The sequence below is a fragment of the Thermosipho sp. (in: thermotogales) genome (assembly GCF_020054775.1).
GTDB classification, from domain to species: Bacteria; Thermotogota; Thermotogae; order Thermotogales; family Fervidobacteriaceae; genus Thermosipho; species Thermosipho africanus.
In genome coordinates, this window is the sequence record NZ_JAIHAP010000001.1 from 80,481 (window position 1) to 106,558 (window position 26,078).

Annotated in this window: 32 protein-coding genes; all 32 read right to left on the reverse strand. The window is 26.0% G+C overall.

The window, feature by feature from the left end:
- Positions 1 to 63: 63 nt before the first annotated feature.
- Positions 64 to 681 carry a hypothetical protein gene (locus tag JG780_RS00545; RefSeq protein WP_287568887.1) on the reverse strand — a complete coding sequence of 206 codons (618 nt, stop codon included), beginning with the start codon at positions 679 to 681 and terminating at the stop codon, positions 64 to 66.
- A gap of 17 nt (positions 682 to 698) precedes the next feature.
- Positions 699 to 929 (reverse strand): hypothetical protein, encoded by a 231-nt coding sequence (locus JG780_RS00550; RefSeq protein WP_287568888.1) that lies wholly within the window; start codon positions 927 to 929, stop codon positions 699 to 701.
- The gene (gene ybiA / locus JG780_RS00555) at positions 926 to 1,357 is read right to left on the reverse strand and encodes a riboflavin biosynthesis intermediates N-glycosidase (RefSeq protein WP_287568889.1); all 432 of its coding nucleotides are present in this window, start codon (positions 1,355 to 1,357) and stop codon (positions 926 to 928) included. The genes JG780_RS00550 and ybiA overlap by 4 nt, the downstream gene beginning before the upstream one ends.
- 11 nt (positions 1,358 to 1,368) lie before the next feature.
- Positions 1,369 to 2,280: a 5'-3' exonuclease gene (locus JG780_RS00560; RefSeq protein WP_287568890.1), complete on the reverse strand. Its 912-nt coding sequence runs from the start codon at positions 2,278 to 2,280 to the stop codon at positions 1,369 to 1,371.
- A gap of 93 nt (positions 2,281 to 2,373) precedes the next feature.
- On the reverse strand, positions 2,374 to 2,685 hold the full coding sequence (locus JG780_RS00565) for an HU family DNA-binding protein (protein WP_287568891.1): 312 nt from the start codon (positions 2,683 to 2,685) through the stop codon (positions 2,374 to 2,376).
- A gap of 138 nt (positions 2,686 to 2,823) precedes the next feature.
- Positions 2,824 to 3,393 (reverse strand): transcription termination/antitermination protein NusG, encoded by a 570-nt coding sequence (gene nusG, locus JG780_RS00570; RefSeq protein WP_287568892.1) that lies wholly within the window; start codon positions 3,391 to 3,393, stop codon positions 2,824 to 2,826.
- On the reverse strand, positions 3,380 to 4,042 hold the full coding sequence (locus tag JG780_RS00575) for a crossover junction endodeoxyribonuclease RuvC (protein WP_287568893.1): 663 nt from the start codon (positions 4,040 to 4,042) through the stop codon (positions 3,380 to 3,382). Before JG780_RS00575 ends, nusG begins: the two co-directional genes overlap by 14 nt.
- A gap of 10 nt (positions 4,043 to 4,052) precedes the next feature.
- Positions 4,053 to 6,092, reverse strand: coding sequence for an AAA family ATPase (locus JG780_RS00580; RefSeq protein ID WP_287568894.1), 2,040 nt, complete (start codon positions 6,090 to 6,092; stop codon positions 4,053 to 4,055).
- Between the two features lie 3 nt (positions 6,093 to 6,095).
- A complete protein-coding gene (locus JG780_RS00585) occupies positions 6,096 to 6,230 on the reverse strand; it encodes a hypothetical protein (protein ID WP_287568895.1) in 135 nt (44 codons plus the stop codon).
- Positions 6,231 to 6,244: 14 nt separating this feature from the next.
- A complete protein-coding gene (locus JG780_RS00590; RefSeq protein ID WP_287568896.1) occupies positions 6,245 to 6,646 on the reverse strand; it encodes a hypothetical protein in 402 nt (133 codons plus the stop codon).
- On the reverse strand, positions 6,636 to 7,418 hold the full coding sequence (locus JG780_RS00595) for a metallophosphoesterase family protein (protein ID WP_287568897.1): 783 nt from the start codon (positions 7,416 to 7,418) through the stop codon (positions 6,636 to 6,638). The genes JG780_RS00590 and JG780_RS00595 overlap by 11 nt, the downstream gene beginning before the upstream one ends.
- Before the next feature lie 63 nt (positions 7,419 to 7,481).
- The gene (locus JG780_RS00600; protein ID WP_287568898.1) at positions 7,482 to 8,654 is read right to left on the reverse strand and encodes a P-loop NTPase family protein; all 1,173 of its coding nucleotides are present in this window, start codon (positions 8,652 to 8,654) and stop codon (positions 7,482 to 7,484) included.
- A gap of 63 nt (positions 8,655 to 8,717) precedes the next feature.
- Complete coding sequence (locus JG780_RS00605; RefSeq protein WP_287568899.1) at positions 8,718 to 10,094, reverse strand: zinc ribbon domain-containing protein; 1,377 nt, start codon at positions 10,092 to 10,094, stop codon at positions 8,718 to 8,720.
- An 11-nt stretch (positions 10,095 to 10,105) separates the two neighbouring features.
- A complete protein-coding gene (locus JG780_RS00610) occupies positions 10,106 to 10,345 on the reverse strand; it encodes a hypothetical protein (protein WP_287568900.1) in 240 nt (79 codons plus the stop codon).
- Positions 10,346 to 10,357: 12 nt separating this feature from the next.
- Positions 10,358 to 10,645 carry a hypothetical protein gene (locus JG780_RS00615; RefSeq protein WP_287568901.1) on the reverse strand — a complete coding sequence of 96 codons (288 nt, stop codon included), beginning with the start codon at positions 10,643 to 10,645 and terminating at the stop codon, positions 10,358 to 10,360.
- Positions 10,646 to 10,960, reverse strand: a complete 315-nt coding sequence (locus JG780_RS00620; protein WP_287568902.1) for a hypothetical protein — start codon at positions 10,958 to 10,960, stop codon at positions 10,646 to 10,648. It lies immediately after the preceding gene.
- A gap of 11 nt (positions 10,961 to 10,971) precedes the next feature.
- Positions 10,972 to 11,526, reverse strand: a complete 555-nt coding sequence (locus JG780_RS00625; RefSeq protein WP_287568903.1) for a hypothetical protein — start codon at positions 11,524 to 11,526, stop codon at positions 10,972 to 10,974.
- 64 nt (positions 11,527 to 11,590) lie between these two features.
- Positions 11,591 to 12,052, reverse strand: a complete 462-nt coding sequence (locus tag JG780_RS00630) for a SprT-like domain-containing protein (RefSeq protein ID WP_287568904.1) — start codon at positions 12,050 to 12,052, stop codon at positions 11,591 to 11,593.
- Positions 12,053 to 12,093: 41 nt separating this feature from the next.
- Positions 12,094 to 15,537, reverse strand: a complete 3,444-nt coding sequence (locus JG780_RS00635) for a DNA polymerase III subunit alpha (RefSeq protein ID WP_287568905.1) — start codon at positions 15,535 to 15,537, stop codon at positions 12,094 to 12,096.
- A 10-nt stretch (positions 15,538 to 15,547) separates the two neighbouring features.
- Complete coding sequence (locus JG780_RS00640; protein WP_287568906.1) at positions 15,548 to 16,084, reverse strand: hypothetical protein; 537 nt, start codon at positions 16,082 to 16,084, stop codon at positions 15,548 to 15,550.
- A 16-nt stretch (positions 16,085 to 16,100) separates the two neighbouring features.
- Positions 16,101 to 17,411, reverse strand: a complete 1,311-nt coding sequence (locus tag JG780_RS00645; RefSeq protein WP_287568907.1) for a sigma-70 family RNA polymerase sigma factor — start codon at positions 17,409 to 17,411, stop codon at positions 16,101 to 16,103.
- A gap of 74 nt (positions 17,412 to 17,485) precedes the next feature.
- A complete protein-coding gene (locus tag JG780_RS00650; RefSeq protein ID WP_287568908.1) occupies positions 17,486 to 18,451 on the reverse strand; it encodes an FAD-dependent thymidylate synthase in 966 nt (321 codons plus the stop codon).
- Between the two features lie 12 nt (positions 18,452 to 18,463).
- Positions 18,464 to 19,489 (reverse strand): radical SAM protein, encoded by a 1,026-nt coding sequence (locus JG780_RS00655; protein WP_287568909.1) that lies wholly within the window; start codon positions 19,487 to 19,489, stop codon positions 18,464 to 18,466.
- Positions 19,490 to 19,505: 16 nt separating this feature from the next.
- Complete coding sequence (locus JG780_RS00660; protein WP_287568910.1) at positions 19,506 to 19,814, reverse strand: hypothetical protein; 309 nt, start codon at positions 19,812 to 19,814, stop codon at positions 19,506 to 19,508.
- Between the two features lie 9 nt (positions 19,815 to 19,823).
- Positions 19,824 to 20,006: a hypothetical protein gene (locus tag JG780_RS00665; RefSeq protein ID WP_287568911.1), complete on the reverse strand. Its 183-nt coding sequence runs from the start codon at positions 20,004 to 20,006 to the stop codon at positions 19,824 to 19,826.
- A 1-nt stretch (position 20,007) separates the two neighbouring features.
- On the reverse strand, positions 20,008 to 21,057 hold the full coding sequence (locus tag JG780_RS00670; RefSeq protein WP_287568912.1) for an aldo/keto reductase: 1,050 nt from the start codon (positions 21,055 to 21,057) through the stop codon (positions 20,008 to 20,010).
- Positions 21,026 to 21,472: a hypothetical protein gene (locus tag JG780_RS00675; protein WP_287568913.1), complete on the reverse strand. Its 447-nt coding sequence runs from the start codon at positions 21,470 to 21,472 to the stop codon at positions 21,026 to 21,028. Before JG780_RS00675 ends, JG780_RS00670 begins: the two co-directional genes overlap by 32 nt.
- Positions 21,473 to 22,726 (reverse strand): ATP-dependent DNA ligase, encoded by a 1,254-nt coding sequence (locus JG780_RS00680; RefSeq protein WP_287568914.1) that lies wholly within the window; start codon positions 22,724 to 22,726, stop codon positions 21,473 to 21,475.
- Between the two features lie 61 nt (positions 22,727 to 22,787).
- Positions 22,788 to 23,375 carry a uracil-DNA glycosylase family protein gene (locus JG780_RS00685; protein ID WP_287568915.1) on the reverse strand — a complete coding sequence of 196 codons (588 nt, stop codon included), beginning with the start codon at positions 23,373 to 23,375 and terminating at the stop codon, positions 22,788 to 22,790.
- Between the two features lie 54 nt (positions 23,376 to 23,429).
- Complete coding sequence (locus JG780_RS00690; protein WP_287568916.1) at positions 23,430 to 24,386, reverse strand: hypothetical protein; 957 nt, start codon at positions 24,384 to 24,386, stop codon at positions 23,430 to 23,432.
- Positions 24,361 to 25,308 (reverse strand): hypothetical protein, encoded by a 948-nt coding sequence (locus JG780_RS00695; protein WP_287568917.1) that lies wholly within the window; start codon positions 25,306 to 25,308, stop codon positions 24,361 to 24,363. Before JG780_RS00695 ends, JG780_RS00690 begins: the two co-directional genes overlap by 26 nt.
- A 126-nt stretch (positions 25,309 to 25,434) precedes the next feature.
- Positions 25,435 to 26,078, reverse strand: a 644-nt coding sequence (locus tag JG780_RS00700; protein ID WP_287568918.1) for a hypothetical protein, incomplete at its 5' end; no start/stop codon positions are given.

Genomic DNA, 26,078 nt, shown 5'->3' on the forward strand with positions numbered 1-26,078 from the left:
CCTCCTTTTATATTATTTCAATTATAATTATATCATAATGAAACAATTTTTTAAAAACATAATCTATATAATACATCTATTATTTTTTATATTAAAATCACTAAGCTTCTTAAACTTTCTAATGTTAACAAGAAATTCATAGTAACTATGACAAGGTTCTGGAAGTTTGCTTAATCTGTCTAATATATCTTTGATTAACATGTAAGCTTTTGCATAATGATAATGTAATTCATCTTTAACTTCATGTATTGTATAACGTTGCTCTAATAACTGAATAACATATTTTTCAAACGGTGTAAAATTCTTATTAAGAATTTTGTTTAATTCTTTAAAGTCCAAACACTCATAATCATAGTATAGTCTTATTATCTTAAATACTCTTTCAACATTATTACTAGTAGTCCTCCAATCATCAAATCCAACAATTGACATAACTTCTGATATTTTCTTATTTAGATGTATTATACAATAGTATATCAATCTTTCTTTATTAGTTAAATAATGATCTACAACATATTCAACAATATCAAATATCTTTCTTTGTCTTTCGATTTCTTCAATATCATAATCATTATAAACAATTACATCTTCAAGTATTTCATCTAAAGATAATTTTCCAAATGCAGAAAGTCTGAGTCTCCAAGATACATCAGAAGTATTTTCATTTAAATTAACATACATAATATCACTTCCAAATATTATTTTAGTTCCCAATATGTCTTCAAACCAACTTTTTTACATTTTTCACAAAAACAATCATAACATAATACATCACCATATTTTATGAATGGTTTTACTTTTATCCATATTTCATCTGAAACTATAAAATCATGATTATATCTACCACATTCTTTACAAAATGAATTAATTAAAAAATAACGTTTTAAAAAAAGCTTTACATGAACTCTTATAAAATAAAATAACTTCATTCCAACACCTCTTTCAATTCTTCTCTAATTTTCATAAGTATTTTACCAAGTTTATTTTGTCCTTTACCATTACAAACTCCCCAATACATATCATCCCAATAATTTCCTTCAATTAATTCAGCATCTCCTGTTTCTAATAATTTTTTTCTTAACCGTTCATTTCTCATAAACTTATTTCTAACTAATTCTTCCATTATCTCATCTTTAACTTGTTCCCAATCAGACCTTAAAGGTATTGAATGTCCTAACTTCTTCGCTTCAAGTGCAGACAAATTAACAAACTTTAATCTAGTATTTATATCTAAAGTTTTTGCAGCCTGAAAAGCTGCTTCAACACTTCTATATGTTATTCCCTCGTAATAAACTTTACATGTATAAAAATTACTCAAAAATGAATATGGTCCTCTGAATGAAGTTATCTTATTCATATATTACCACCTCATAACTCTTCAATGATTTTCCATACATTTGGTCTTAAAAAACTATTGAAACTTAAAAGTTCAAACAAATATTCAATTTTTTCAACATCCTTTTTACATCTAATATAAGTTAACTTTTCTATGTTATCATAAATTTTAACTAATTTTGAAGCTAATTTAATTATATCAATATTATTTTTGACCTTTTCTAAGACTGTTTTAGAGCCTTGCAAATTTTTATTTAATATATTATCATTTAAAATATTTTCAATTAAATCTGGATTATCTCTAATTAACTTAAGAGCTGTCTTTTCACCTATGCCCCTTACACCTGGTACATTATCTCCTTTACATCCAGTTAAACACATTACATAATAATACTGACAGGGTTCAATTTCAAATTCTTTTTTAAACGATTTAATGTCATATAATGTTATATTATTACCACCTTTATGTGATAATAAATTTATATTTTCAGTAATCAATTGATAGTAATCATGATCAGAACTTAAAATTAAAACATTTTGACCTAACTTTGATTTTATATTTGCTAACGTACTTATTACGTCATCAGCTTCCCAACCTTTTGAATATACTTGATCTATTCCCAAATGAATAAGTAATCTTTGTAATATAGCTCTTTGAGTTAAAAAATTTTTTAATTCTCTTTTTGATTCTTCATCGTTTTTTTGTCTATTCATCTTATATTCAGGATAAATTGATTTTCTATATTCACAGTTTCTGTCCCAAGCCACATAAAATCTACCTTTATCATTTAAATATTCTTTCTTCAAATGTATTAAAGAATTTATAAAACCGTAACAGACACCAGTATATACAATTTTATCATCTATTTCAGTTGAAAAATTCTTATGAATAAAAAAACTTTTATACGCTAAGTTATTCCCATCAACAATAATTGTATCATACATATTTTCACCCCTTAAATAATTCAAAAGAGGCTATTATTTATTTTTGTAATAAAGCCTCTTTTGAAAACAGAATAGTTAATTGTTTAACTTATTTTATTTAGATTTCTTTTTAGATTTAGACTTGCTAAGAGCTTCATTAACCTGATTCTTAAAATTGTAGTTGAATCTGAACTTAGGAACCTTCTTTGCAGGAATTTGAACTGTCTCTCCAGTTTTGGGATTCCTCGCAGTATGTGCAGCTTTGTCAGCAATAGAATAAGTTCCAAAATTTTGAATTGTAATCTTCTCTCCAGCCATTAACAACTTGCGAATACCTTCAAATACTGCCGCAACCTGATCGTAATTGACCTTTACTCCTTCCTTATAAGTATTAGCTTCTCTCTGAATGTCTCCTAAACCCGCCATGTAAAACACTCCTTTTTATTATAATTTATTTTCGGGAATTTTATATTCCCATATAGGATTATATCACATTGCAACCAATTTTAAACGTATTTTTTACATTTTTTTGATTAAAATTAATTATAAATAAACAACCTTTAATTAATCATATAATTCTATCATCTCTAGACTTATTTCAACTTCTCTTATTAATGTATTAATCAAATTCAATTCAACTTTTGCACAATTTTTCTTTTTGTTAATTGATTTACAATAACCAACAAAACCTGCAAAAGGACCGTCAGTAATAATTACTTTATTTTTAACTAGATATTTATAATCTTGGACTACAACTTTATCTGAATATTGTTTAATTCTTTCAATTTCATCATCAGTAAGAGGAATTGGTTCTTGTGTTTCTTCGTCTTTTAAAAACCCAAATACTGGAGTTAGTCGAACAATCTTCATCCATATTTTTGAATGTACTGGAAATTTGAATAATATATATCCTGGATATAAAGGGTCAACATTTCTTACCTTTTTATTTTTCTTTACTGTAATAACATAACGTGAAGGATACCACATCTCAACATTTTTAAATACATTTTTGAATTTTTTAAAACAAGTTTCTAATTTTTTATAATAATTCGGAGAGAAATAAGCTACAAACCACTTTTTTTTAACTTTCTTCTTTGCAATTTTACGTTTCTTTTTAACTTTAACTGCTGTCACAATCAGAATTCCCTCCTCTTATTATAAATTCTCTATCAATTAAACACTCCTTATCATGTTTGTTTTTTGTTAAAAATATATGTTTTTCAACTTCGGTTAGTTTATCCTTTAATTTAGAATCTTGTTTGAGTTTGAGTTCTAATATAAGTAACTTATTAATAGAATAAGCATCTACTATATTGTTTGAATATTGACCTGCATCACTAAAATCAATTCCCCATTTTTTATAAGCACTTAATGCCATAGCTGGTTTATCAGAATTACCTTTTCCAGTAACAAATTGTTTTACTCTCAACGGATCATATAATCTTAAAGGAATTCTTCTTCTGTAAATTTCCATCTTAATACCTTCAACATATCCACCTATATGAAAAACTCTTCCTTGAGCCCTGAATGCATAATCTTCAATAGCAATATAATCTGGTTTTGATTTATCAATTATTTCAATAACTTTTTCGATTCCCCATATAAGCTTTTCAATCTGATTTTCAAACTTTGGCTGATAAATACCATGTTTATTATTTCTACATATAGATTTTACTTCTGAAAAAAACCAATAATCTTCAAATTCATCTCCATTAAATTTTGTTACTGCAGTACCAGTTATACTTGGGTCTATTCCAATAGTGATTAACTTTTTAAATTTCATTTAATCACTCCTAAAGCCAACTGAAAGTACTGTATTTATCGTGTCTAGTAATTAAAATTATATCATCAATATAGTCTGATATTTCAGTATGGCTTATAATAAAGACCTGATCGATATTTAACTCCTTAATAACAAAATCTCTTATTAATTCTAACATAGATTTTCGATATACTTGATCTAACATACCAAATATTTCATCTAATACTACAAATTTGATTTTAGAATTTGATTTTCTTATTAACAATCTCATTAAAGCTAACCTAATTGCTACACTTATAAGAACTTTCCCACCACCCGAATCTTGTTCAAAATTTGTTTCTTTATCACCTTCATATATTTTTAATATTAATTCATCTTTAGTCTTCTTTTGTCTTTTTGAATTGCATTCAGGGCATTCCATTTCACGTGATTTAAAAAGTCTCCCACAAACTAAACATCTATCTTCCCAAGATTTAAGCTGTTTAAAATTTGTAAATTCTATTCTTATAGTAGCCCCAAGTTTCTCCAATATAATATTTGTCTCATCTTGTACTACTTGAAGTGATTCTTCAATTATTAATGAAGGAATTCCATTTTTACTAAACATATATGTTATAAACTTCCAATAAGATTCAATTTTCTTAAAATTTGTAATTTCTTTTTTGATCTTTTCAATTTCTTTATTATTCTTTTTTCCATTATTTATTTGTTCTTTTTTCGAACCAATTAATAATATTGTATTTGATAATTGCTTTTTGACACGATCTATTTCATCTATTTTATCTTCTAGCCTACTCTTTAATTGGTCGTAATAATTATTATGGATTTTATTTTTTAAGTCCTCTATTTCGCCCTCTTTTTTAACGATATTTTCTTTAAGTATTTTTATCTCATGTTCTACTTCTTTGTTATTTAAGTACGATTTAATTTGTTTTAATTCACTTATTTTATTTTTAATTTCAACAATTTTATTTGAACTTTCATTTACTTTTTGATTTAAAATCTTCAATTCATTAGATAATTGTTTTACTTCTTTTTCAGAACTTATTTTGTTGCAACTCGAATGTGTAATTGGACATACACCTTTAAATTTTTTGATATTATTGATTTTTGAATTAATATCATTTATTTTATATCTATATTCTGTTATTAAATTTTCAATTTTTATTCTATTCTCTTGAAGTTTATTTATTAAGTTATCAATATTTTCTTTTTTATATTGTTTTGATTTTTCTTTTATATCATCATCAAAATTTTCTATTTTATCTAATTTTATTTCTAATAATTCTTTAAAATCTTCAACTTCTTTTTTAAGACGTTTTAATTCAATTTTCAAATCTAAAGGATTATCCAACTTCGATAATTGTGATTGAATATCATCTTTTTCTTTTTCTAATTTTTTGATTTTGTTAGATAATAATTTTTCATTTGATTCTAATTTTTCTAATTCATTTTTAAGTTCTTCAATGTCAACATATTCTATATTTTCAAGATAACTTTCATCTGCTTTGATTTTAGCTGTTATTTTATTTAATCTTTCTTTTGCAGCATTTTCAAGTTCTTTCCAATAGTCTTTTTCAAGCCATTTAACAATATATTCTTTTTTAGAAGAACTATTTGATTCCATAAATGAATGAATATCATTTTGTAAAAAGAAATATGTCATTATAAAGTCTTTATATTCTATACCTAATAACTTATTAATTTCGTTTTGTATATCAGTTTTATTTAAACCTTCAAAACCTGTTACATTTAATACTGAAGTTGAATCTGTATTTTTACCTCTTTCAATTACTATTTCTTTTCCATCGTCTTCTAAAACTATTTTAACTAACATATCTTTGTCATAATTAAAATTAATTAAATCAGATTCGTTTCTTGTCCTACCTCTTCCAAATAAAGCATATAGAATCATTTCAACAAAAGTACTTTTACCAGACCTATTAGATTTATTTGGATTATCATCATATTGACCAACAATTCCTATAATATTTTTATTTTTCGGAAATTCAATTTCATTCCAACTACCAAATCTTTGAAAATACTGGCATCCTATCGACTTAATATACATAAATTATTCCTCTTTATTTCTATATTTATTTTCTAAATCCCAACAACATGCTGCACTTTCTACGTGTGATTTACTTAAACGTCTTAATTCATCTACTGCAACCTCAATAGAATGTGATAAAACATTTTTATCACTCATTGCAAAACCTCCTTTTATAATTCCAATTTTATATCCTTTATGAGTTTTTCAGTTAAGGCTAAGACGCTGTTAGAACCTTTCGGATGTTTTTCCTTAATAAATAACCTTATGGCATCCATTAAAGGAGTTTCTAAATTAATTCTAGATTTCGTTATTTTATTTTGTTTTACTATACTTGGTACTATTTCCTTACAATAAAAACATTTTGAAGTTAATTGTTTGATTTTTTCAATATCAATTTTATGATTATCTTCTAAAGATACTTTAATATCAATATGAACTACTGAATTTTCAATATCTCCCAATAATTCTTCTAAATCTTTTTCAAAAAGTTCAGGATGATTATAATAATCAATTACAATTTTTACAAATTTAAGAGGCTTTGTATCATAGAATTTTATTCCCTTAAATTTCATCTAAATCAACCTCTATAAAATATTTGTTATCTCCAATTTCATCAAATCTTCTCCTTTGAATACTACCAGGGATAATTATTGGTACTTCATCTTTATTTTTTATTACTTGACTTGAATGAATATGACCACAGAATATATATTTTATTTTATCTGATTTTCTGAATAACATCGGTACATTTAATTTATTAGCTTTATAAGTATTATTATTAGGCCCTATAACAGCACCATCCACATTCAAATGACAAAATACTAAATTTAACTTATTATCAGTAATATTATTTAACGTAAACTTACAAAAATTCCTAATAAATTCATCTTCGATCTCAACAGATTTATATTTTTTATTTTTTTTAGTTTTTTTAACTATAGTTGAAACATGTTTCATAGCTAATTGTTTATTAACATGAGGAATAAAAATAAATCTATATTTATCCTTTTCTATAACTGTTGGTTCATCAATTACTTTAACATATTCTAGATTCATTTCTTTTATGAACGATAATGAATGTATTAAAGATTTGCCATCGTGATTACCTAATAACAAATAACTTTCAATTTGATTTTCTTCAAGCATCATTACCCATTTTGTAACTTGTGCAATTGATTCTGGATCTGGTTTTTCATTATCAAAAATATCTCCTAAGTTTATATAATAATCTTGGTTTGTTTTAATTGCATAATTTATTATCTTTAATTGAACATCATCAATTAATTTATTCAAATTTGGTATTTCAGATTTTGTACCATAATGAGGATCACTAGATATTAACAATATAATTCCTCCCAAGATATATTATATCTACATACAAAAATTTATTAACAATAAAATTAAAATTTATTCATCTAAACTTTCTTCTAAATCATCACTATTAAAATTGTATGAAACTTCACCATTTAATACCATTTCCTGATGAACTTGTCTAATTTTATTCATAATTTTTGGATTTTCCATTAAATATTTTATTAGTTTCTTTTCCTGCATTTTAATGTCAAACATTTTACTCGAAATAAAATTTCCTTCTTTTGTAAATATACCAGCTAATAAACATTCATCAATTGCCTCACGATAAAAATCAATTCCCAATGGAACTATTCCTTTACCATTTGAAGTATAAAAATATCCTTCTGAATCTGGAAAACCTACTTTATTTTTTTCAACTACAATTTTATGTTTTTTACCAACTTTTTCTTCTCCTTCTTTAACCTTACCAGCAAATGATACTCTCATTCTTACAGTAGCATCATATTGCAGAGCTTCACCACAAGTACTATAATATTGAGGTTCCCAAGGTTTTGCACCTATGTTCTTCCTTTCTTGATTTATAAATAATATTGAAACGCAAGGTTGTTCGTTTTCTTTAGGACCAACTAGAGTTGTCAAAGATTTTAACCATAAACTAAACATTCTCGCTTGTAGACCCATACTAGTCTTCTTAAGACCATTTTTAATCATTTCATCTGGAACTAATTTTGTTGCAGAATCGACCAAAATAAACATTAATAACTTTTCATCAACTTTTTTCTTAGCTTTAGCTTCTTTGAAATTATTTATCATTTTATTAATTCTTTCAGAAGCATCTTCAATATTATCTGGGACAAAATATATACATTTAGAAAGATCTAATCCTAATCCTTGACTTATCCATTTTTTATCTGCAGCAGCTCTTTCAGCATCACAAAAAACACCAATATGTCCTAATTCTATGAAAGATTGAAGAAGTTCAATTCCTATGATTGTCTTCCCTGCAGCATTAGGTCCATGAGCCTCACCAATAGTCCCCATAGGCCAACCACCTAAAACACTGGCCCTATTAAATGACATAAGTCTTGTAGGGACAAAAATTAATTCCTCCTTTTTATCAAAAGTACCCATATTTTGTTTAATATCGTTAGTTATATATTCTAACGCCTTTTCTCTTTCGCTAGAATCTACAGATTCAACTTTAATTATTTTCTGATATGTTGATTCTTCAACAACATTCTCTACTTTTTTCTTTTTCTTTGTCAATTTAAATCCTCCTTGAGCAAAAAAATTTTTTTTAAAAGACCCCCGATTAAGGGGGTCTTTTAATTAAAATGGAACTATCTTTTCACCACAATGTGGACATTTATCAGCAGTTATAGGAACTTCTTCACCACATTCAGGACATTCAATTGTATCACCATCTTCAAATTCAGCTCCACAATGCGGACAGCTTGTAGCATCTGCTTTTACCTTTTTACCACACGAAGGACATACATCAGTTGTTTCTTCTTTTCCTTTACTATTCTTTGATTTTTCTTTACTTACATTCTTTTTTAACGATTTTTTAGATTTATTATCTTTATCTTTTGTCTTTTTTGTTTCTTTTATATCTTTAACTTTTGATTTTTTAGTTTTAGGACTTTCATCTTCATCTTCTTCTTCATTATCTTCATCTTCTTCTTCATTATCTTCATCTTCTTCTTCGTCGTCATCATCTTCTTCAGCGTCTTCTTCGTCTTCTTCATCTTTTATTTTTTTATTAGAATTAGATTTAGACGATTTCTTTGATTTTACTTCCTCTTCGTCATCTTCTTCATCTTCTTCCACATGTTTTTTAGAAGATTTTTTACTATTTAACTTTTTATCCTTTGATTTTTTCGGTTTTATGTCTTCCTCATCTTCTTCATCATCACTATAATCCATCAAATCATCTAAATCAATTCCATCATAAACTAAACTTTCTTTTATTAATTTCAATATTTCCTTGGGATTCGACGGGTTTGATAGACTGTCTAAATCTACACCTTCTTCATCAAGTAGTTCCTGAATTTCATCTGTAAGTTTAGCTTTACCTTTTGAAGCACTATACATCTTAGCAGGCTGTTCATCAGGATCATAAGTTAACTTAAATGGATAGGGATTTTTGAACGGATCTCCATCATCTTCGCCTTCGTCTTCAATTTCATTTTGGATAACTTTCTTAATTTCTTTTCCAAGTGAATGAGGAGCTATTAACACCTTTACTTTTGTAACATCATCAACATCAACTACACCAAACAAATATTCTTTCCTGTAAGCTAAATTCTTCCTCCAATCATATCCTTCTTCTGCTAATATATCACCTTTTGTATATTGTTCATCACCAATTTCAAGTATTACTTCATCATTATCGATATCATCATTGTCCCTTAAAAATTTTCTTAAATTACATATGGGACATTTATTCGGATTTTCTTTTGTATTAGGACATACTACTAATACATTCTTAACAACTTCTTTTTTCTTCTTTTTCTTTTTACTTTTACTATCTTCATCATCTTCTTCAGCAATAGTGGGAAACCAATGTGTATTTCTTCTACGAATTCCAGAACCGGGATGTAAAAATACTTGAATCTTTCCTTTTTCTTTCCAGTCTAAAATATCACCTTGTTTTTTGGGATCGACATCATTGAGAAATTCATCTACTGATAATTCCTTTGACATTAAATAACCTCCTATTTACTAAATTTTTTAATTAATTCATCATAAATAGCTTGAGCAGTCTTTGAAGCTTGTAAAGGATTATCATCATAAATCTTTATTGAAAATCTGACACCTTTGTCTCCTTGTGTTATTTCAACACTACTTTGTGATTTAACCCTTACAATATCAGGAGGAACTTCTTTAAATGTTGGTTCATTATTCATTTTAGTTACTACAGCATCTATTGCTTTTGATATTTTCTTTGCTGACATTTTTATCCTCCTCTATTTACCTATTAATAAAACATTATTTAGACTTGTATAATACACATTACCATTATTATCTATTATCTGTATAGCTCTATCATTATAATCTTTCCACGACTTAACATCTACTTCAAAACATTTACCATTTAAATTAATAACCGCTTTATGGAATGCCCATTTCGTATCAATTATTTGCATATTACAACCAGTTAATAGAATGATAATAGCTATAATCAAAATTAAAATTATCATTTTCTTCATTAAATCACCTCTTACTACTGATTTTGATATTTTCTTTGTAGACATTCAACAAGCCTCCATTTTTCTTATTCCTAATGCAATTTCTAAAACCTGAATATAATAATCATCCCAATTTTTATCAGGTAACAAATAATCAGACAAATTAGCATCTTTTCTTAACATATTTCTTATAGTCATTCCACTTCTAAAATGTTCAAGTAAAAACCAATCAATTAAATGTTTATTTTTATTATACATTTCAATATAATACTCTTTAGCATCATTTGGTATATTATCTTTTAAAAATTTAACTGCTTTTTCTAATACATTTTTTGGAATTTCTTTAAGTTTCTTCTCAAAATATTCTTCTTCAATATCCATTCAATCACCTCCTAATCATCATCTGTTGTTAATATAACATTTCTTTTTTCAGCCATTTTACCTTGAGATTGTAAAAGTGTTTTCCTACTTTCCCATTGATCTTTTAATATTCCTAAAATCCTTTCTGACCTCTGAAGATTTTTTAGTTTGTCGTTAAGTTCATTATATTCTTTAGTTTTATTTTTAATAATCCAATTTTTGATTTTTGTTTCAGATATTTGACCAGTTATTTTCTTTGCCTTTTTTAATTTTTCTAATTCTTCAGTAGCTTCCTCAACTAATTCAGCCCATTTAATTGCATATTCACCATCTTCATATCTCTCTCGTAAATCTCTTGCTGCTGCCCAAAGCATTGCTGCGGATCTAGCATTTTCAGCAGCAAAATCAATTGCTTCTGCTAATGCCTCAAAATTAAGCCTTCTTGGACCTAACATTAATGATTTTTTAAGTCTTAAATATTCACTCTTAATATCTAAATCTTCAAGTTCACGTTTTAAAAAAGAATATTTATCAAAAGAATATTTATCATCTGTTGTATTTTTGGAAGAATTTTTTAATTTTTTCATAATATTCCTCCACAATTTAACCTTGCTACAATATTAATTATAACAATTTTTATTCAAATTTAAACTAAACACTTTTATTAACTTTAATCATTTTTAATTTTGATTTGCACTGCCCGCAATGATAATTGTCTAAATTTTTCAATTTTTTCCTCAATTTATATTGAAAACCACAATTTACACATTCATAAATATAATTTACTACTGCAGCTTCCTTTGAATGTAGTGTAACATGACCACCTAACATATTTATTTTATTCATCCAATACTTGAATAAATCGTTATGTTTTCCACTAATTAAATGAATCATTTCATGAGTCAATGTATTAATAATTTCATCTGGAAATTTTTCATGATATGGTACACTTAATCTTATAATTTTACGTTTTACATAACAACCACCCGCTGCAACTACTAATCGTTTTGACCATTCAATTTTAACTTCATCTACATCAGGTACTTCATCTCCAAAATATTTATCTTTAATTTCTTTATAATATTTCTTCAAAGTTGATTCAGATGGTAGCATAAAATCACCTCTTTTTTAAGTTATTTCACACCTTATATAAATTATTTTATATCACTTAATTCTGAAATTAACTTTTTTCCGTCATTTTTATCATAAAGTACAAATGAATCTTTATATTTATCATTACCTGAATTTCGTTTAACTTTCATTACTACACAATTTCCTTCCTTCAAAATCTTCTTATAAAGTCTCCAATATTCTGGCCATATAGTAACAGATATTTTACCATCATGAGTATCAGATAATTCTATAAAAGCCATTTTTTCACCGAATTTAGTTTTTATTGTTTTAATATTACTTATAAAACCTGCAACTTTAGCTTTTTTAGTCTTCACTGTTATTTCATAAGGTAAAATAAATTCATGTTCTTCAATAACTTTTTTATATTTATCAAATGGATGCTGTCCAAAATAAAATCCATATAACTCATATTCAATTTTTAATTTTTCTTCATTTGTAAAATCATCTTTAACTAATTCTTCAGCTTGTTTTAAATATTTTCTTATATATTTAATTTTATCATGAATATTATTAACTCCTTGTTTATTTTTAGTATTATTCCACAATTCAAAGAATTTTAATAAACGTTTCCGATGTGGATATAAATTATCAAAAGCTCCAACTTTAATTAAGCTTTCAATAACTTTTTTATTAACTCTTCTCCAATCAACTTTTGTAGATGAAAAAAATTCTTCTATTGATTTAATTGGTTGAGCTTTTAAAATAGATTCTGCTGCTTTTTCACCACAACTTTTTATCATTGTTAAACCAGCTCTAATTGATTTATCTTCAATTTCAAAATTAGGTTTTGATTTATCAATTAATGGAGGTAAAACTTCAATTCCAGATTCCCTTGCAATTCTTATATAAATTTCTAATAGATTTTTATCTCTATCTTTTCTACCTTTTAAATCCTTTCTGACTGCATTCTTAGTACTTTGTAAAAGTCCAGTAAAGTATTCAAGAGGATAATAAACCTTTAAATACATACCCTGTACTGCTGCTGTAGCATATGAACATGAATGTGATTTATTAAAACTATAATCGATAAATTTTGCTAAAGTTTGAGTTAATTCTTCAATTTGTTTATCCGAAAATCCTCTTTTACTCCACGCTTTTTGCAATTTATTTAATGTAACTTGAAATTCTTTATATGATTTACTGTTCGGATCATATTTACCTTTGTTTAGATATTTTAAAGTTTTTCTAGCTTTATCAGCTTCAGCTGCAGTAAATCCTGCAGTATCCATTAATATTCTCATAAACTGTTCTTGATATATTAATGCACCGTATGTTTCTTCCAATGCTGGTCTCATAGATTCGTGTAAATATTCAATTTCATCTAGATCTTTATGTTTATTACACGCTAATACATCAGTTGCTCCAGACATAATAACAGCAGGTCTCCACCCAGCATTAATAGCTACTAAATCATTAAATGTCAAAGTAACTCCTTCAACTGTAGCTTTTTTCGGATCAACATCACTTCCAGCCACTCGTTTAATAAATTCTCTCATTGGTTTTGATGAATACTGAAAAATGTCTTCAGTATTTCCTTTTGCAAATTCTGCCATTAATTTAGGATCGTCATAATCTATTGTCCATATTTTATCCCAAAGATCTATTCCATGTCTTTCTTTAATAAGCTCTATACCACGCCTTAATATTGTACACCAATTTAATCCTAATATATCTAATTTCAAAATTCCCATATCTGAACATTCACGAATATCTGCTCCTTCTTGTATCCCAGTTACAATTTTTCCTTCTATTTTCATTATAGGAATATATTCTTCTAATGGCCCTGGAGTTACCACAGTACCACTCGCATGTTGTGAATATTGTCTTACCATACCTTCAAGCTTACTACAATATTCAAAAAATTCAGGTTCATTTTGAATAAATTCAATAATATCTTTTTCAATACCTTCGTTTAAAATTCTTTCAATATTTGATTTTACGTCTGAAAAATTATCAAAAGATTTTGCAACTTTATCTATTATTACAAAATCTTTTTCTAAAACTCTGCCTACATCCCTTACTACACCTTTAGCACCATAAGTACCAAATGATATTATATGTGCAATATGATCTTCACCATATTGTTGAATTAAATATTGCTCAATTAAATCTTTTCTTTCAGAATCAAAATCTTCATCTATATCAGGTGGATCTGCTCTATCCTCATTTAAAAATCTTTCAAATATAAGTCCATTTTTAATAGGGTCTATTTCTGTTATACCAATTAGCCATGAAATTAAAGAACCTGCTGCACTTCCACGACCTGCTCCATGAAAAATTTTATTTTTATTACAGAAATCTATATAACCTGAAACAATTAACATATAATCTGAATAACCTTTTCTTATAATAACATCTAATTCGTGTCTTGCTCTTTCTTTGTATTCATTAATTTTTGATTTAGGTATTTGCTTGTTCATAAGTCTTCTCTTAAATCCCTGATTAACCTTTTGTGTTAAATATGCAGCTGCATCAAAATTTTCATCTATATTTTTCGGATCTGGATAATATTTAGGAAATTTTATATCATATAATGGTACCTCGATATTCTTACATTTTTCGGCTACCTCTAAAGTCCGGTCTAAGCCTTCCAAAATTTCCTTTTTGGTAATATTATATTGCCATTTTTTAGCTGACTCTAACAGTTCATATGGAGTTTTTAAATATAATTCTCTAACCTTGAATATTACATCATCAAGATTATCACTTATTTTCTTTTTCCTATATATCATTTTATGAATATCTTGTAACTTATCATCACCTTTATTTACATAATGAATATCATTTGTAATTATATAAGGTATTTTAAGTTGCTTTGAAAATTCCAATAACTTTTCATTTATTAAATGTTGTTCATTAGATTCAAGAAATTGTAATTCTAAATAAAAATCATCTTTAAATACTTCTTTCATTTCTAGTAAAAATCTTTTACATTCATTAAATTTTCCTTCTCTAATTAAAACTCCTACTTTACCTCCCATACAAGCTGTAGTAACAATTATATTTTTTCCTAATTCTTTAATGATATTGTGTGTAGTTCTTGGTTTGTAATAAAATCCATTTCTTACACCATCAGCATGAATTTTCATTATAGATTTAAAACCTTCCCAATTTTTTGCTAAAACAATTAAATGATTATTTGGACTTATTTTCTTTGTTTCTAATTGTTCTTCAACATCTTTCTCTTTAGACTTTCTTTTTATATTATTTTCTTGTATTTCTTCCCTATCATCATTTACATACAATTCTTCACCTAAAATTGGATTAATCCCTAAATCTTTTGCTGTTTTATAAAATTTCAAAAATCCAGACAACGAACCATGATCAGTTATAGCAATTGAATCCATTCCTAATTCTTTTGTTTTAGAAATTAAATCACTGATTTTACAACATCCATCTCCTACTGAATAATCAGTATGCACATGTAAATGACACATATTAATATTTTTCTTTAACTTTTTCATTTTAACACCTCTAAATTTTAGTAATATCTTCAATTACAATTATATGAGCCGAATCAATATTTACATTAACAAAAACATTTTTTATATTCAACTTTTCTTGAAGTTTCCTCACTAATTCTAATATTAATCGCATATCTGAAATTAATAACTTAACTACGTCTGAACTTCTTAATTTTACAAAACAATGTAGTATATTATTTCTTACTATAAAATGTATCATTGAAATACACCACGGAGATACCCAAATTGCTTGTCTTGTATTAATATCTTCGTCAAATTTCTTAAATGTTTCTACAACACCTTCAGTAATTTTTGCATATTCATCTTTTTCAAGTTTTAATATTTCTTCATAATTTATATTATTTTCTTTATAATATTCTAACATATCAATATAATTTTCTTCAGTATTTATAAAATCGTCGTCAAGATAATTAAAACTATAATTTAGAATCTCTATAGTACCTTGTTTATTTACTATCACTGGAACTCCATTTCTCCTTACAATTTCAATTTGTTCTTCAATTATATTTTTCAATTTTCCCATCATTTATCAACTCCTAATTTTATTTTATAGAATTATCTGTTAACTTTAACTTAAGATTAAGATTTACAATTTTTTCTGTCTTCAATAATAAATTAATTACTTGAAATATTAATTCTAAATCTTCATGTGTTATATTTTCCTTATTTACAAAAATTGTTTTATCATCACTTACATTTATTAATGATTTTCTAATTGATTCCATTTGTTTATTATCCTTATTATATTCAGTTTTAACTTTTTCAGTATATTCATTATTAATCTTTATTCTGTTACTGTATTTTCTTTCATAATTAATTTTAATATTTTTAATATCAAAACCTTGACTTTCTAAAATTTTTAAAACCTTACTTCTTAAATATATAAAAGCCTGCCTTTGTATAGGTTCTAAACCTTTATCTTCAAAAATTTTATTCATATTTTTATATTCAGGTACTTCAAATGAAGTCTTAATATAACTAATTAGAAATTCAATATGTTTTGAATATTTGTCTCTTCCCATTTTATTCCCTCCCATAGCACTAAATGATAAATAAATATCAACAATTTGACGTATTTTTATTAAATTTCTACTAACATCAGGCTGATTAATATTTAAAACTTTACAAATTTCTAACTGGTTTAAACCTTTTAAAACAGACAACTTAAATATTTCTTTTTGTTTTTCAGTAAAATACATAAAAACTTCATCTTTTAAATTTTCTAAAAATACATTATTTAATACTTCTTCTTCAATATCTTTTTTATCTGGTATAAAATCTTCATAATGTGTTTCCTTTCCATTTTTATCAATAAATGTAAGATCTTCAACTGATATAACCTCTTGCATTAAAGCATTTTTTGCATTTTCAATATCGTTTTTACTAAACTTTAATTTACCATCTTTGTCTTTAATATTACTTATTATATCAAAAGCATCATCTAAAGAAATATCTTCATTTTTTGACTTTATTAAATAAAATTGATAAAGTACATCTAATACAGTCCTCGATTTTCTTATAAATGAACTATGATCACGTTTAAATTTCTTTAATTCGCCAATTATTAATGGATATGCATACGTAGAAAACTCACAACCTTTTGAAGCATCAAAATACTTTACAGCTTTATAAAACCCAACAGAACCAATTGCAAAAAGATCATCAATTTCTATATTACATGATAAACACGCATCTCTTACAGAGCCAAAAACTTTATTTATACATGATACTATAATACCCTTATTTTTCTTAAAAAATTCATTGAAATAAAACTCATCATTTTTAGCTTTAATAACATCTTCAGCTCTACAAATAACCCCCATAACAAACTCTCCCCATAATTTTATATCCATATAATATTATATCAACTTTTTATCATAAATAAAAATAGCCGGATTTATCCAGCCTTATTTTTAAATAAAAATTATTAAAGTGCAGCAAAATATTCATAATCTTTTACATCTATCTCATAATTTTCTGGCAAATCTTCATTTGAATTCGGAATTTTAAATCCTAATTGTTCTTCTAATACATCTTTAACAGTACAAGCCCTATTAAATGTCGCATATACATAAGGTGAGTTATCTGAATTTCTTCCACATGATTTAAACAGACATCCAAACATTTCAGATAAAGAATATGATTCATGATATTGGCAACGTTTTGTTCTATCACAACTGGGTCTTAAATAAATTGCCAAAAGAGGAAATTTATCTTTAAGTGCCTCTCGAACAGACCAAAATAAACCTACTGTATCTTCCTGTTCACAGAATTTAAGACGTCTACTGCACTGTCCCATTAATGCAAGATATGTCATTGAAAATTCAAAAGGATGATTCATACCCATAGGTAAAATACATCTTGCAGACTGCCAACTACCTTGACCTTTGCTTATAATTTTTTCATAAAGATCTTTTCCCATTTTTACATATTCTTCTATATCTTTTCTTAATTCTCTATTATCATAAAGTTCAGTTGGCATTATAAAACTTGCATCTAATTTATTATTGTCTCTTACACCACTTGAAAAAAATGTAGCTCCTACTCTAGCTCTAGCAGCTTGATCAAAAGCTGATCTAGATACTCCATTAACCCTAAATTGAAATGTAATAGATTCTAATGCTTGGGGCAATGTTTTACCTTCTAATGAAGCTCTAACAACCTTTATTCTGTTTTCAACCGAAACCTTTGGCCATTTATATTCATAATCATCGTCGCCCCAAGTTGCAGTTGCAGCTTCAAAAATTTGTTTATACGGATTCAATGGATAACCAATTAACTCAACTTTGATTCTCGAACATCCTCGTATAAATTCTGTTTTCTTTTTTGGCTGCATAGATGGTAAAGTTCCCATTACTTCTCTCATTTTATCAATTTCTTTACTTCTCTCCATTTATTATCCTCCTTATATAAATATTTGTTTATCTTTAAGTTCGTCATAAGCTTCATTAATTGGCATATATCTTGAAAAACAAAGTTTACATTTATCTGAAGCAAATTCTTTATGATAATTTTCTTCCCAAATATCTATAAAACTCTCATTATAAACATTACCAAGTATTAAACTATTTTCTCTATATTGAATATCAGTATCGTCAACTTGAGTTTCACAGGGATATACATTCCCTTTTGCATCAATAGCTAAATGTATTTTATTAATTATACAAGGTACTTCTGAATGAGGCTTTTTAAATTTAATTTTTCCACACAACCAGTCATGTAAAAATTGTAAATTATTTTCTGGTATTAAAAGATTAACTCTTCTTGTGTCTATCATAAAATTTAACAAATTAGCTAATAATAACTTATCATGATGAGTTAATTCTAATCCTTCAGCATGATGAACTGGATATAATATAAGTCTTTTTAATTTATTTTTTACAACTAATTCTATGATATCTACTACTTCACTTATATTTAATTTTTGAATTGTAAAGTTTATTCCAACGTTCTCATTATATTTTAACGTAGAATATAGATTATTAAGAATTTCATCTAAATTATTTCTCCCTCTTATTACATGGTATTTTTCACTATCTAATGAATCTAACGAGAATCTTATAAAATCAAGATCAGATATTAAACTGTAATCAAATCCTTTTTTGAAATTTCCTGAAGTTATTATCCCAAGTTTAAAACTTCTTTTTAACTTTAACAAATCTTCAAACCTTGAATATAATACTGGGTCTCCACCTGTTAAACAAATAGATTCTACTCCATAATCATTTGACTCTTGCCAAATTTTTTTAATAACTTCAAAATCTAATTCAGATTTATCTTGAGTTTTCCAATGACTACACATATTACATTTATTAACACAATGATCTGTTAATAAAATATGAAGACTTATTGGAGCATTCAAACCATTATGTTTTATAGCTTTAATATATGGAACTATCTTATTTATGGACTTACTTAATACTACATCCATATTCTACTCTCCCTTTTTAATAATACTCTTCTTTTGTAGTATTTAAATCTGATTTAATTTGTTCAAGTTCCTGTTCTTTTTTTAAAAGTTCTTCAAGACGTTCTTTATTTATTAATGTTATTTCAAGAGAATAATTTTTATACATTCTTGATGAATCATCCATTACAACTTTTTTAACTGGTAATTTATCAATATCTTCAACTATAAGTTCAGCTATTTTTTTAGCAAAATTATATCTTATCATTCTTTCTACATCACAATTTGAAAATTCTAGAATTTCATATGATACTGACTGAATAAAACCTATTGTTTGATATTCAACCACAATTCACCCCTACCTTAAATATATTTTGATTTTCCTATACAAAATTATAACAAAATAAATACAGCAAACAACAACAAAAATAATTAATTGTAAAATAAATCTTATACCTACAATTAAAAGTGTAATAAGTAATTTGAAAATCCCATCAAGTATTAAAAATAATTGTTTAATTATCATTCTTAATTTTTTCATTTTATTCACCCATTAAAGTATTTGCATTATACATCCACTGAACTATATCAATAAATTGCGGACATTCGTTAAAACAATTATAACATCCAGCATCAGCACAGTCTTTTATATTCAATTTTATTTTTTTATATTCTTCTTTAGCTTCTTTCAAATGGAACCTTGTATAATATGTCAATAATTTTAATATTCTCGGTTGACTCATTTCCCATCCAAATTTTTCACACGGTCTACATTTATGACAACTAACACAAACTTTACCCAATTTCATTTTCAAATATCTTTCAAGTAAATCATAATCTGTACCATCATCTTCTTCTTTAAATAATTTTACAATCTGTCTCAATTGTTCTACTGATCTTACTGAAGGAATAATTATATCAGAAAAATCATTCATAATTTCAAAATTCATTAAATCTTTTATCATTTCTACACCAAATCTATTTTCAGGTCCGCCGATTAAAATTCCACTTGCAAAATTTTTGAAAGTAACAACACCAATTGAATTGAATTTTGCAACTTTTATAAGATCTTCAAAATCTCTGTATAAAATATTATGTGGTACCATAATAGCGTCTACAAGGTTATCCTTAATTGCAGCTTCAGCAGCTTTATAATCATGGCCAGAAATTCCTATATATTTTACATTTAATAAATCCTTTAAATATAAAACATTATCTTTAAACATCTTATACTGTACTGAAGAATCAATTCCTGAATGCAACCATAAAATATCAATATAATCAGTATTCAATTGTCTACAACTTTCAGAAATACTTTTATTAATCCCATCAACAGAAATATCTTTTGTTTTTGTAGAAATATAAATTTTAGATCTATCTATAACATTGTTTTTTATCAAATTTCCGATATAAACTTCACTTTTATACACAGGAGCAGTATCAAAATATCTTACTCCCATTTCATATGCTACTTTAATTATTTCTTCAGGATCATCTTTAGGATTATCGAAACAACAACCCAAACCTAATCCATTTGTTCTTATATATGTCTTACCTAACCTAATTGAGGTTGGTTTTTTTACACGTTTCATTAAAACTAACCTCCTCTAAAATTTTACTTACACATTTATCTATAGGAAAACCAGTAAAAACATAAATTTTCGGTATTGGAGAATACATAAAATAAGTTAAATAATAATCAAGTGTTTCATAAATTTTATCAATTAGAAATTGAGATTCATTACATAATTTCATTCTATCTTTAATATCACTTAAACGTGAATAAGTATAGACGTAAAATACAGGATAAGCATTACTAATTGATTTTTCAAGTTTATATAATTCATTTATATCAGGAGTATCAGGTTTATTATATAACTGTCCATAAACCCATTGTGAAGCGGGACCTCTATCCCAACATATATGTTTATTTGTAACTTTTAAAACTTCATTTTTTAAAGTTGTTTTTCCAGTCTTATCTAATCCTTCAAATATCAATAAAGCCATTTATTTATCCTCCCTAAATCTTACAAATACTGGAAATCTTACAGAATGTGTACCCCTCTTATTTTCAGTTACTTCTTGACCTTTAAATTCTATTGTTTTATTAAGATATTTTTTCCTATTTTTCCAAATTTCATTTCTTTGCTCAACTGAAAAACCACTTCCAACTTTTACTATATTTCCTTTAAATTCTACCAAAATTGCACCTAATGTTCCTTCAAACATACCAGTACCTTCTTGGAATCCTTTAACTTTACCATCATATGTTTCTTCTGGTTTTAACTTCAACCATTTATTTGTTCTTTTACATTCATATTCAGAATCATAACCTTTGAGCATTATCCCTTCAAATCCTCGAGATAATGCATCTTCAAAATAAAAATCTAATTTCTTTTTATCTTCTGGATCAATAGGATCTGAAAATTTAACTATCTTTAATATATCTGTTTCTTTAACAGTTTTAATAAGATTTTTCTTACGCTTTAAAATTGGAGTTTCATCAATTCCTTCTTTAAATGATGTTACATCAATCATATCAAATATATTATATATAGCTTCTTTACCTCTAACTTTTTTTCCTCTTGCTGCCGATGTATCATTGAAATTTTTACCAGATATTAATTCACCATCTAAAACTATTTCATCTTCAGGTATCTTCTTAATTTCTTCAATTAGATAATCAAATCCAAAAAGTTCTTTTCCGTTCCTTGAATATAATATAATATCATCTCTTGAATATTTTACTGCTATGCATCTTATACCATCTATTTTATCTTCTATAATAACTTTTGATGGAATTGATACAGCTTTTTTAAATGGTTCTGCTAATGCTACATTAAACTGTGGAATTAAATCTTTAAATACCTTATTTACTGTTTTATCTCCAATTCCGACATTTAAATCTTTTGAAATTACTTGACTGTACCAATAATATTCTTCTGCACTACAATTTGATAAAAACTTTTCAACAGCATTTCTAGCAGCATTACCTGTTAATTCCCTATTAGCTAACCTTGTCAACATATCAGATAATTCATCAAACTTTTTCGCTGATATTTTACTACTTTTTACTGTACATTCTGGTAATTTCTTAATTCCAAATGTTAAGTACGGATCCAAAGATAATTTTAGCATTTGTTTTAAATATTCATTAGATTTATATGACCTTAAAATTTCAGCTTTCACTTTAGTACTGTTTGTTTTTCCTAGTTCTTCTAAAGCATTAAAAGCTTCTTTTATTAAATCATCTTTAACCATTTTTATACCTCCTTTTTTTAATAATTATAACATCTATTTATCAATTTTTAAATATAAAATATCAACTTTTTTCTTCATAAGCTATTTTATAAATTTTCTTTAGCATAAAAATATAATCTTTAAGTTTATTTCTTTTATACGATAAAATAAAATTAGGATGATATATTGAAAATACTTTATAATTTTTAAAGTTAGTTAATTTGCCAATAGTTCCATTAAAATAACTAACTGAACATTGTCCCATAGGTACAATTATTTCAGGTTTTATTATTTCTAACTCACTTAGCAGATATTCTTCGCAATTATTTATAATGTTTAAATCAGGCTTTGAATTATTTAATGTACTACATTTAACTATATTTGTTATAAAAATATGTTCTTTAATACCGACTTCATCTAATAACTTTCTAAAATCATCACCAAACCCACCAGAAAATGCACAATTTGTATTTTCAAATCTTCTATAAGAAGGATTTTGTCCAACAAACATTACCTTACAATTTATACTATCTCCACCACCTCTTAAAGGTCCATTACTTTTACCATCATAAATATTACAACTCATTTTAATAAGATCTTTACATTTCTTACATCTATACATTTTTGCATACAGAAGACTCAATTTTGGATTTTTAATTATTTTTGCCATTTATTTAAAAATCCTACCTTTCTAAAACCATGTTAGACAGACTTTTTATAACCCTTAAATATTTTTATATATATACGAAATAATTTCGTCAAAATCATATACAACTTTTACATTATTATGAATATAAAGATCATTAATACTATCATATTCATCCGGGTTATATAACCAAAATACTTCATAACCTTGTTCAGCAATTGAATTAACTTGATTCAAATCATCATCAATAAAAAATTTAATGTTAGGACATGTTTTGATGATTTTTAAACATTTCTCTTTACTCCAAAAAATAGCATCTAATTCTATATTGTGACTTTTAAGACATTTCAAAGTATCTGAATAAATTCTTGAATATTTTTCATAAGGTCTTGAAGTCAAACCAATAACTTGATAACCATTTAACTTTAAAAACTTTATAAATTCATCAACATTCTTTTTTATAGGTAATTGTGCTTTATAACCTGATTGTCTATATGCATCTTTGATTTTTTCATAAGTTTCAAGTCCGACACTAGATTTCAATTGTTTTAAATTTTTATAATATGGTAAAGGTAAACTGAAATTTTTAATCGCCCAGTCAAGAAAACACCTCGGATAATCAAAAATAACTCCATCTAAATCAATACCACATATTAACTTATTTTTACTTAAAAGATCTAATTCATGTTCTTGTTTATATCTTTGTTCAACTACAGCAGTTTTCATATCAAATGCTTTTAAATAATCTTCATAAGTAAATCCCCATAATTGATATAATCCTAATGTAAACTTTTGAATGTCTGTTATTTCTTCTAATATATTTGAAAGTATAATTTCTTTATTTTCTACTCTATGCATTTTGAAATTTATTTCATCTAATACTTCAGATAATTCTTTTACTAAATGTAATAAAAACTTTTGAGTCCATTCTTGTTTTTCATTAATATCTAAACTTGTCATACTTTTGTTTAAATAATCTTTAAAAAATTTTTGATTAAATTCAAGCTGTCTATTCCATCTGTCTTCTGTTATCATTATTTTCATCCCCTTTATTATTCCTAAATTCAATTGATTTTTTTACTATATCTTGTGTTTTGATTTTATGATTCCATTCAGCATATCTACCAAGAAACATTATTTTATCTGGTTCTTGAATAACACCTCCCTGTATCTGACCAATATCAATATATTCATAACCTTTTATATCACTAAAAATTGGAGCCTTATTTTTTTTCACATTTGTAAATTCAACAACAGCTAATTGATCATTTACTTTAGTAATTCTATTATAAGGTTGTTTGTTTTCTGGAAAATATACATAATCAAAATCACCTAGTTCTTCAGCAACATATTTCTTATCTACTAATACAAATTGTTTATTTAAAAATCTCAATTGTCTTCTTATATCAATATATTTTTTGACTTCTTTTATATCATTACCATATATCATACAGAATGTTGGAGCAGGTATAGTCGAAACTATATGTTCATATTTAATCCTAGTTGAAACATCAAAGAATGAAATTACATCATGTTTTATTTGTTTAACAGTTAAATGACATATTTTTATATTTGATAAAATCTTTTGTATAATATCTTTAAAATTTACATCATAATATAGAATTTCATTTTTACCTTCCGACATTACAGATTCAGGAATTTCATTTATATTTGCTAAACATCTAGACTTCATATAATATAAAATTCTATATTCATCTGGACAAAAATCATGTAATTTACCTTTAAAAAAATAACCTATTCTAGCTTTCTTTATATTGCATTCGATTCCCAAATCTTTTAATAATCTTTCATTCCACTCATTTACTTGTAAAATTCTCGGTCCCAAAGGAATTTTATTTGTCATTTGCCCTCCAACATTACTAGAAACTATTTTATATTCTGGATTATAAAATTTGAAAATTAATCCAGATATTCCACCACCAATTATAATTTTCATATTTATATCACCTCGCAAATAAAATTATATCAATAATATTCAATTTATAAAAACTAAAAGACAGGCAATTAAATTGCCTGTCTTTATTTAAACAGGAGAGTGAAAAAGTGATTTTACATTTATATTTTATTTTTTACCTTTACCTTTTTGTTTTACTTTAGATTTTTCATCACTTTTTCCATCTCCTGACTTTCCAGCAGATTTAAAACCTACTGGCTTAGGAGCTTTTTCAGGATCAAAATTTTTAGAAGCTTCTTTTATAAGTTTTTCAATAATCTTTAAATCTCCACCAGCATATATAGCTCTACAAGCTCCCAAATGTTTAGACTTAGCTTCTTCAGGCGTAAATGTTTGTAAACCATCAATATCCTTGCTACTAACAGGTACATTTATTTCAACATTACCAGTCGAAGTTACCTTACAAAATCTCGAATTATTTTTCGTAAATACAACACCTGTAGTACGTTCATTCTTATCCCAACCTTTTCCTAATGCTTTTTCCACTACATCTATAATACTATTCACATCAACCTTTGGTTTAGATTGTCGTTTCTCTTTGCCAGCTTTGCTGCTTTTATCAACTTTATTATCTTTTTCAGTTTTACCATTTGTTTTGTTATTCGCCTTAGACTTTCCTTTGGGTTTTTCTTCTTCATCCTCTTCAACTTCATCTTCGGAATCAGCTTCGTCTTCTTCGTCTGCTTCTTCCTCTTCAGTTTCTTCTTCCTCTTCAGTTTCTTCTTCCTCTTCAGTTTCTTCTTCCTCTTCAG

Bases quoted from the DNA above. Each gene is read 5' to 3' on its own strand.
- JG780_RS00545 (WP_287568887.1), bottom strand. From the start codon at position 681: ATGTATGTTAATTTAAATGAAAATACTTCTGATGTATCTTGGAGACTC.
- JG780_RS00550 (WP_287568888.1), bottom strand. From the start codon at position 929: ATGAAGTTATTTTATTTTATAAGAGTTCATGTAAAGCTTTTTTTAAAA.
- ybiA (WP_287568889.1), bottom strand. From the start codon at position 1,357: ATGAATAAGATAACTTCATTCAGAGGACCATATTCATTTTTGAGTAAT.
- JG780_RS00560 (WP_287568890.1), bottom strand. From the start codon at position 2,280: ATGTATGATACAATTATTGTTGATGGGAATAACTTAGCGTATAAAAGT.
- JG780_RS00565 (WP_287568891.1), bottom strand. From the start codon at position 2,685: ATGGCGGGTTTAGGAGACATTCAGAGAGAAGCTAATACTTATAAGGAA.
- JG780_RS00575 (WP_287568893.1), bottom strand. From the start codon at position 4,042: ATGAAATTTAAAAAGTTAATCACTATTGGAATAGACCCAAGTATAACT.
- JG780_RS00580 (WP_287568894.1), bottom strand. From the start codon at position 6,092: ATGTATATTAAGTCGATAGGATGCCAGTATTTTCAAAGATTTGGTAGT.
- JG780_RS00585 (WP_287568895.1), bottom strand. From the start codon at position 6,230: ATGAGTGATAAAAATGTTTTATCACATTCTATTGAGGTTGCAGTAGAT.
- JG780_RS00590 (WP_287568896.1), bottom strand. From the start codon at position 6,646: ATGAAATTTAAGGGAATAAAATTCTATGATACAAAGCCTCTTAAATTT.
- JG780_RS00605 (WP_287568899.1), bottom strand. From the start codon at position 10,094: ATGTCAAAGGAATTATCAGTAGATGAATTTCTCAATGATGTCGATCCC.
- JG780_RS00610 (WP_287568900.1), bottom strand. From the start codon at position 10,345: ATGTCAGCAAAGAAAATATCAAAAGCAATAGATGCTGTAGTAACTAAA.
- JG780_RS00615 (WP_287568901.1), bottom strand. From the start codon at position 10,645: ATGTCTACAAAGAAAATATCAAAATCAGTAGTAAGAGGTGATTTAATG.
- JG780_RS00620 (WP_287568902.1), bottom strand. From the start codon at position 10,960: ATGGATATTGAAGAAGAATATTTTGAGAAGAAACTTAAAGAAATTCCA.
- JG780_RS00625 (WP_287568903.1), bottom strand. From the start codon at position 11,526: ATGAAAAAATTAAAAAATTCTTCCAAAAATACAACAGATGATAAATAT.
- JG780_RS00630 (WP_287568904.1), bottom strand. From the start codon at position 12,052: ATGCTACCATCTGAATCAACTTTGAAGAAATATTATAAAGAAATTAAA.
- JG780_RS00635 (WP_287568905.1), bottom strand. From the start codon at position 15,537: ATGAAAAAGTTAAAGAAAAATATTAATATGTGTCATTTACATGTGCAT.
- JG780_RS00640 (WP_287568906.1), bottom strand. From the start codon at position 16,084: ATGATGGGAAAATTGAAAAATATAATTGAAGAACAAATTGAAATTGTA.
- JG780_RS00645 (WP_287568907.1), bottom strand. From the start codon at position 17,411: ATGGATATAAAATTATGGGGAGAGTTTGTTATGGGGGTTATTTGTAGA.
- JG780_RS00650 (WP_287568908.1), bottom strand. From the start codon at position 18,451: ATGGAGAGAAGTAAAGAAATTGATAAAATGAGAGAAGTAATGGGAACT.
- JG780_RS00655 (WP_287568909.1), bottom strand. From the start codon at position 19,489: ATGGATGTAGTATTAAGTAAGTCCATAAATAAGATAGTTCCATATATT.
- JG780_RS00665 (WP_287568911.1), bottom strand. From the start codon at position 20,006: ATGAAAAAATTAAGAATGATAATTAAACAATTATTTTTAATACTTGAT.
- JG780_RS00670 (WP_287568912.1), bottom strand. From the start codon at position 21,057: ATGAAACGTGTAAAAAAACCAACCTCAATTAGGTTAGGTAAGACATAT.
- JG780_RS00675 (WP_287568913.1), bottom strand. From the start codon at position 21,472: ATGGCTTTATTGATATTTGAAGGATTAGATAAGACTGGAAAAACAACT.
- JG780_RS00680 (WP_287568914.1), bottom strand. From the start codon at position 22,726: ATGGTTAAAGATGATTTAATAAAAGAAGCTTTTAATGCTTTAGAAGAA.
- JG780_RS00685 (WP_287568915.1), bottom strand. From the start codon at position 23,375: ATGGCAAAAATAATTAAAAATCCAAAATTGAGTCTTCTGTATGCAAAA.
- JG780_RS00690 (WP_287568916.1), bottom strand. From the start codon at position 24,386: ATGATAACAGAAGACAGATGGAATAGACAGCTTGAATTTAATCAAAAA.
- JG780_RS00695 (WP_287568917.1), bottom strand. From the start codon at position 25,308: ATGAAAATTATAATTGGTGGTGGAATATCTGGATTAATTTTCAAATTT.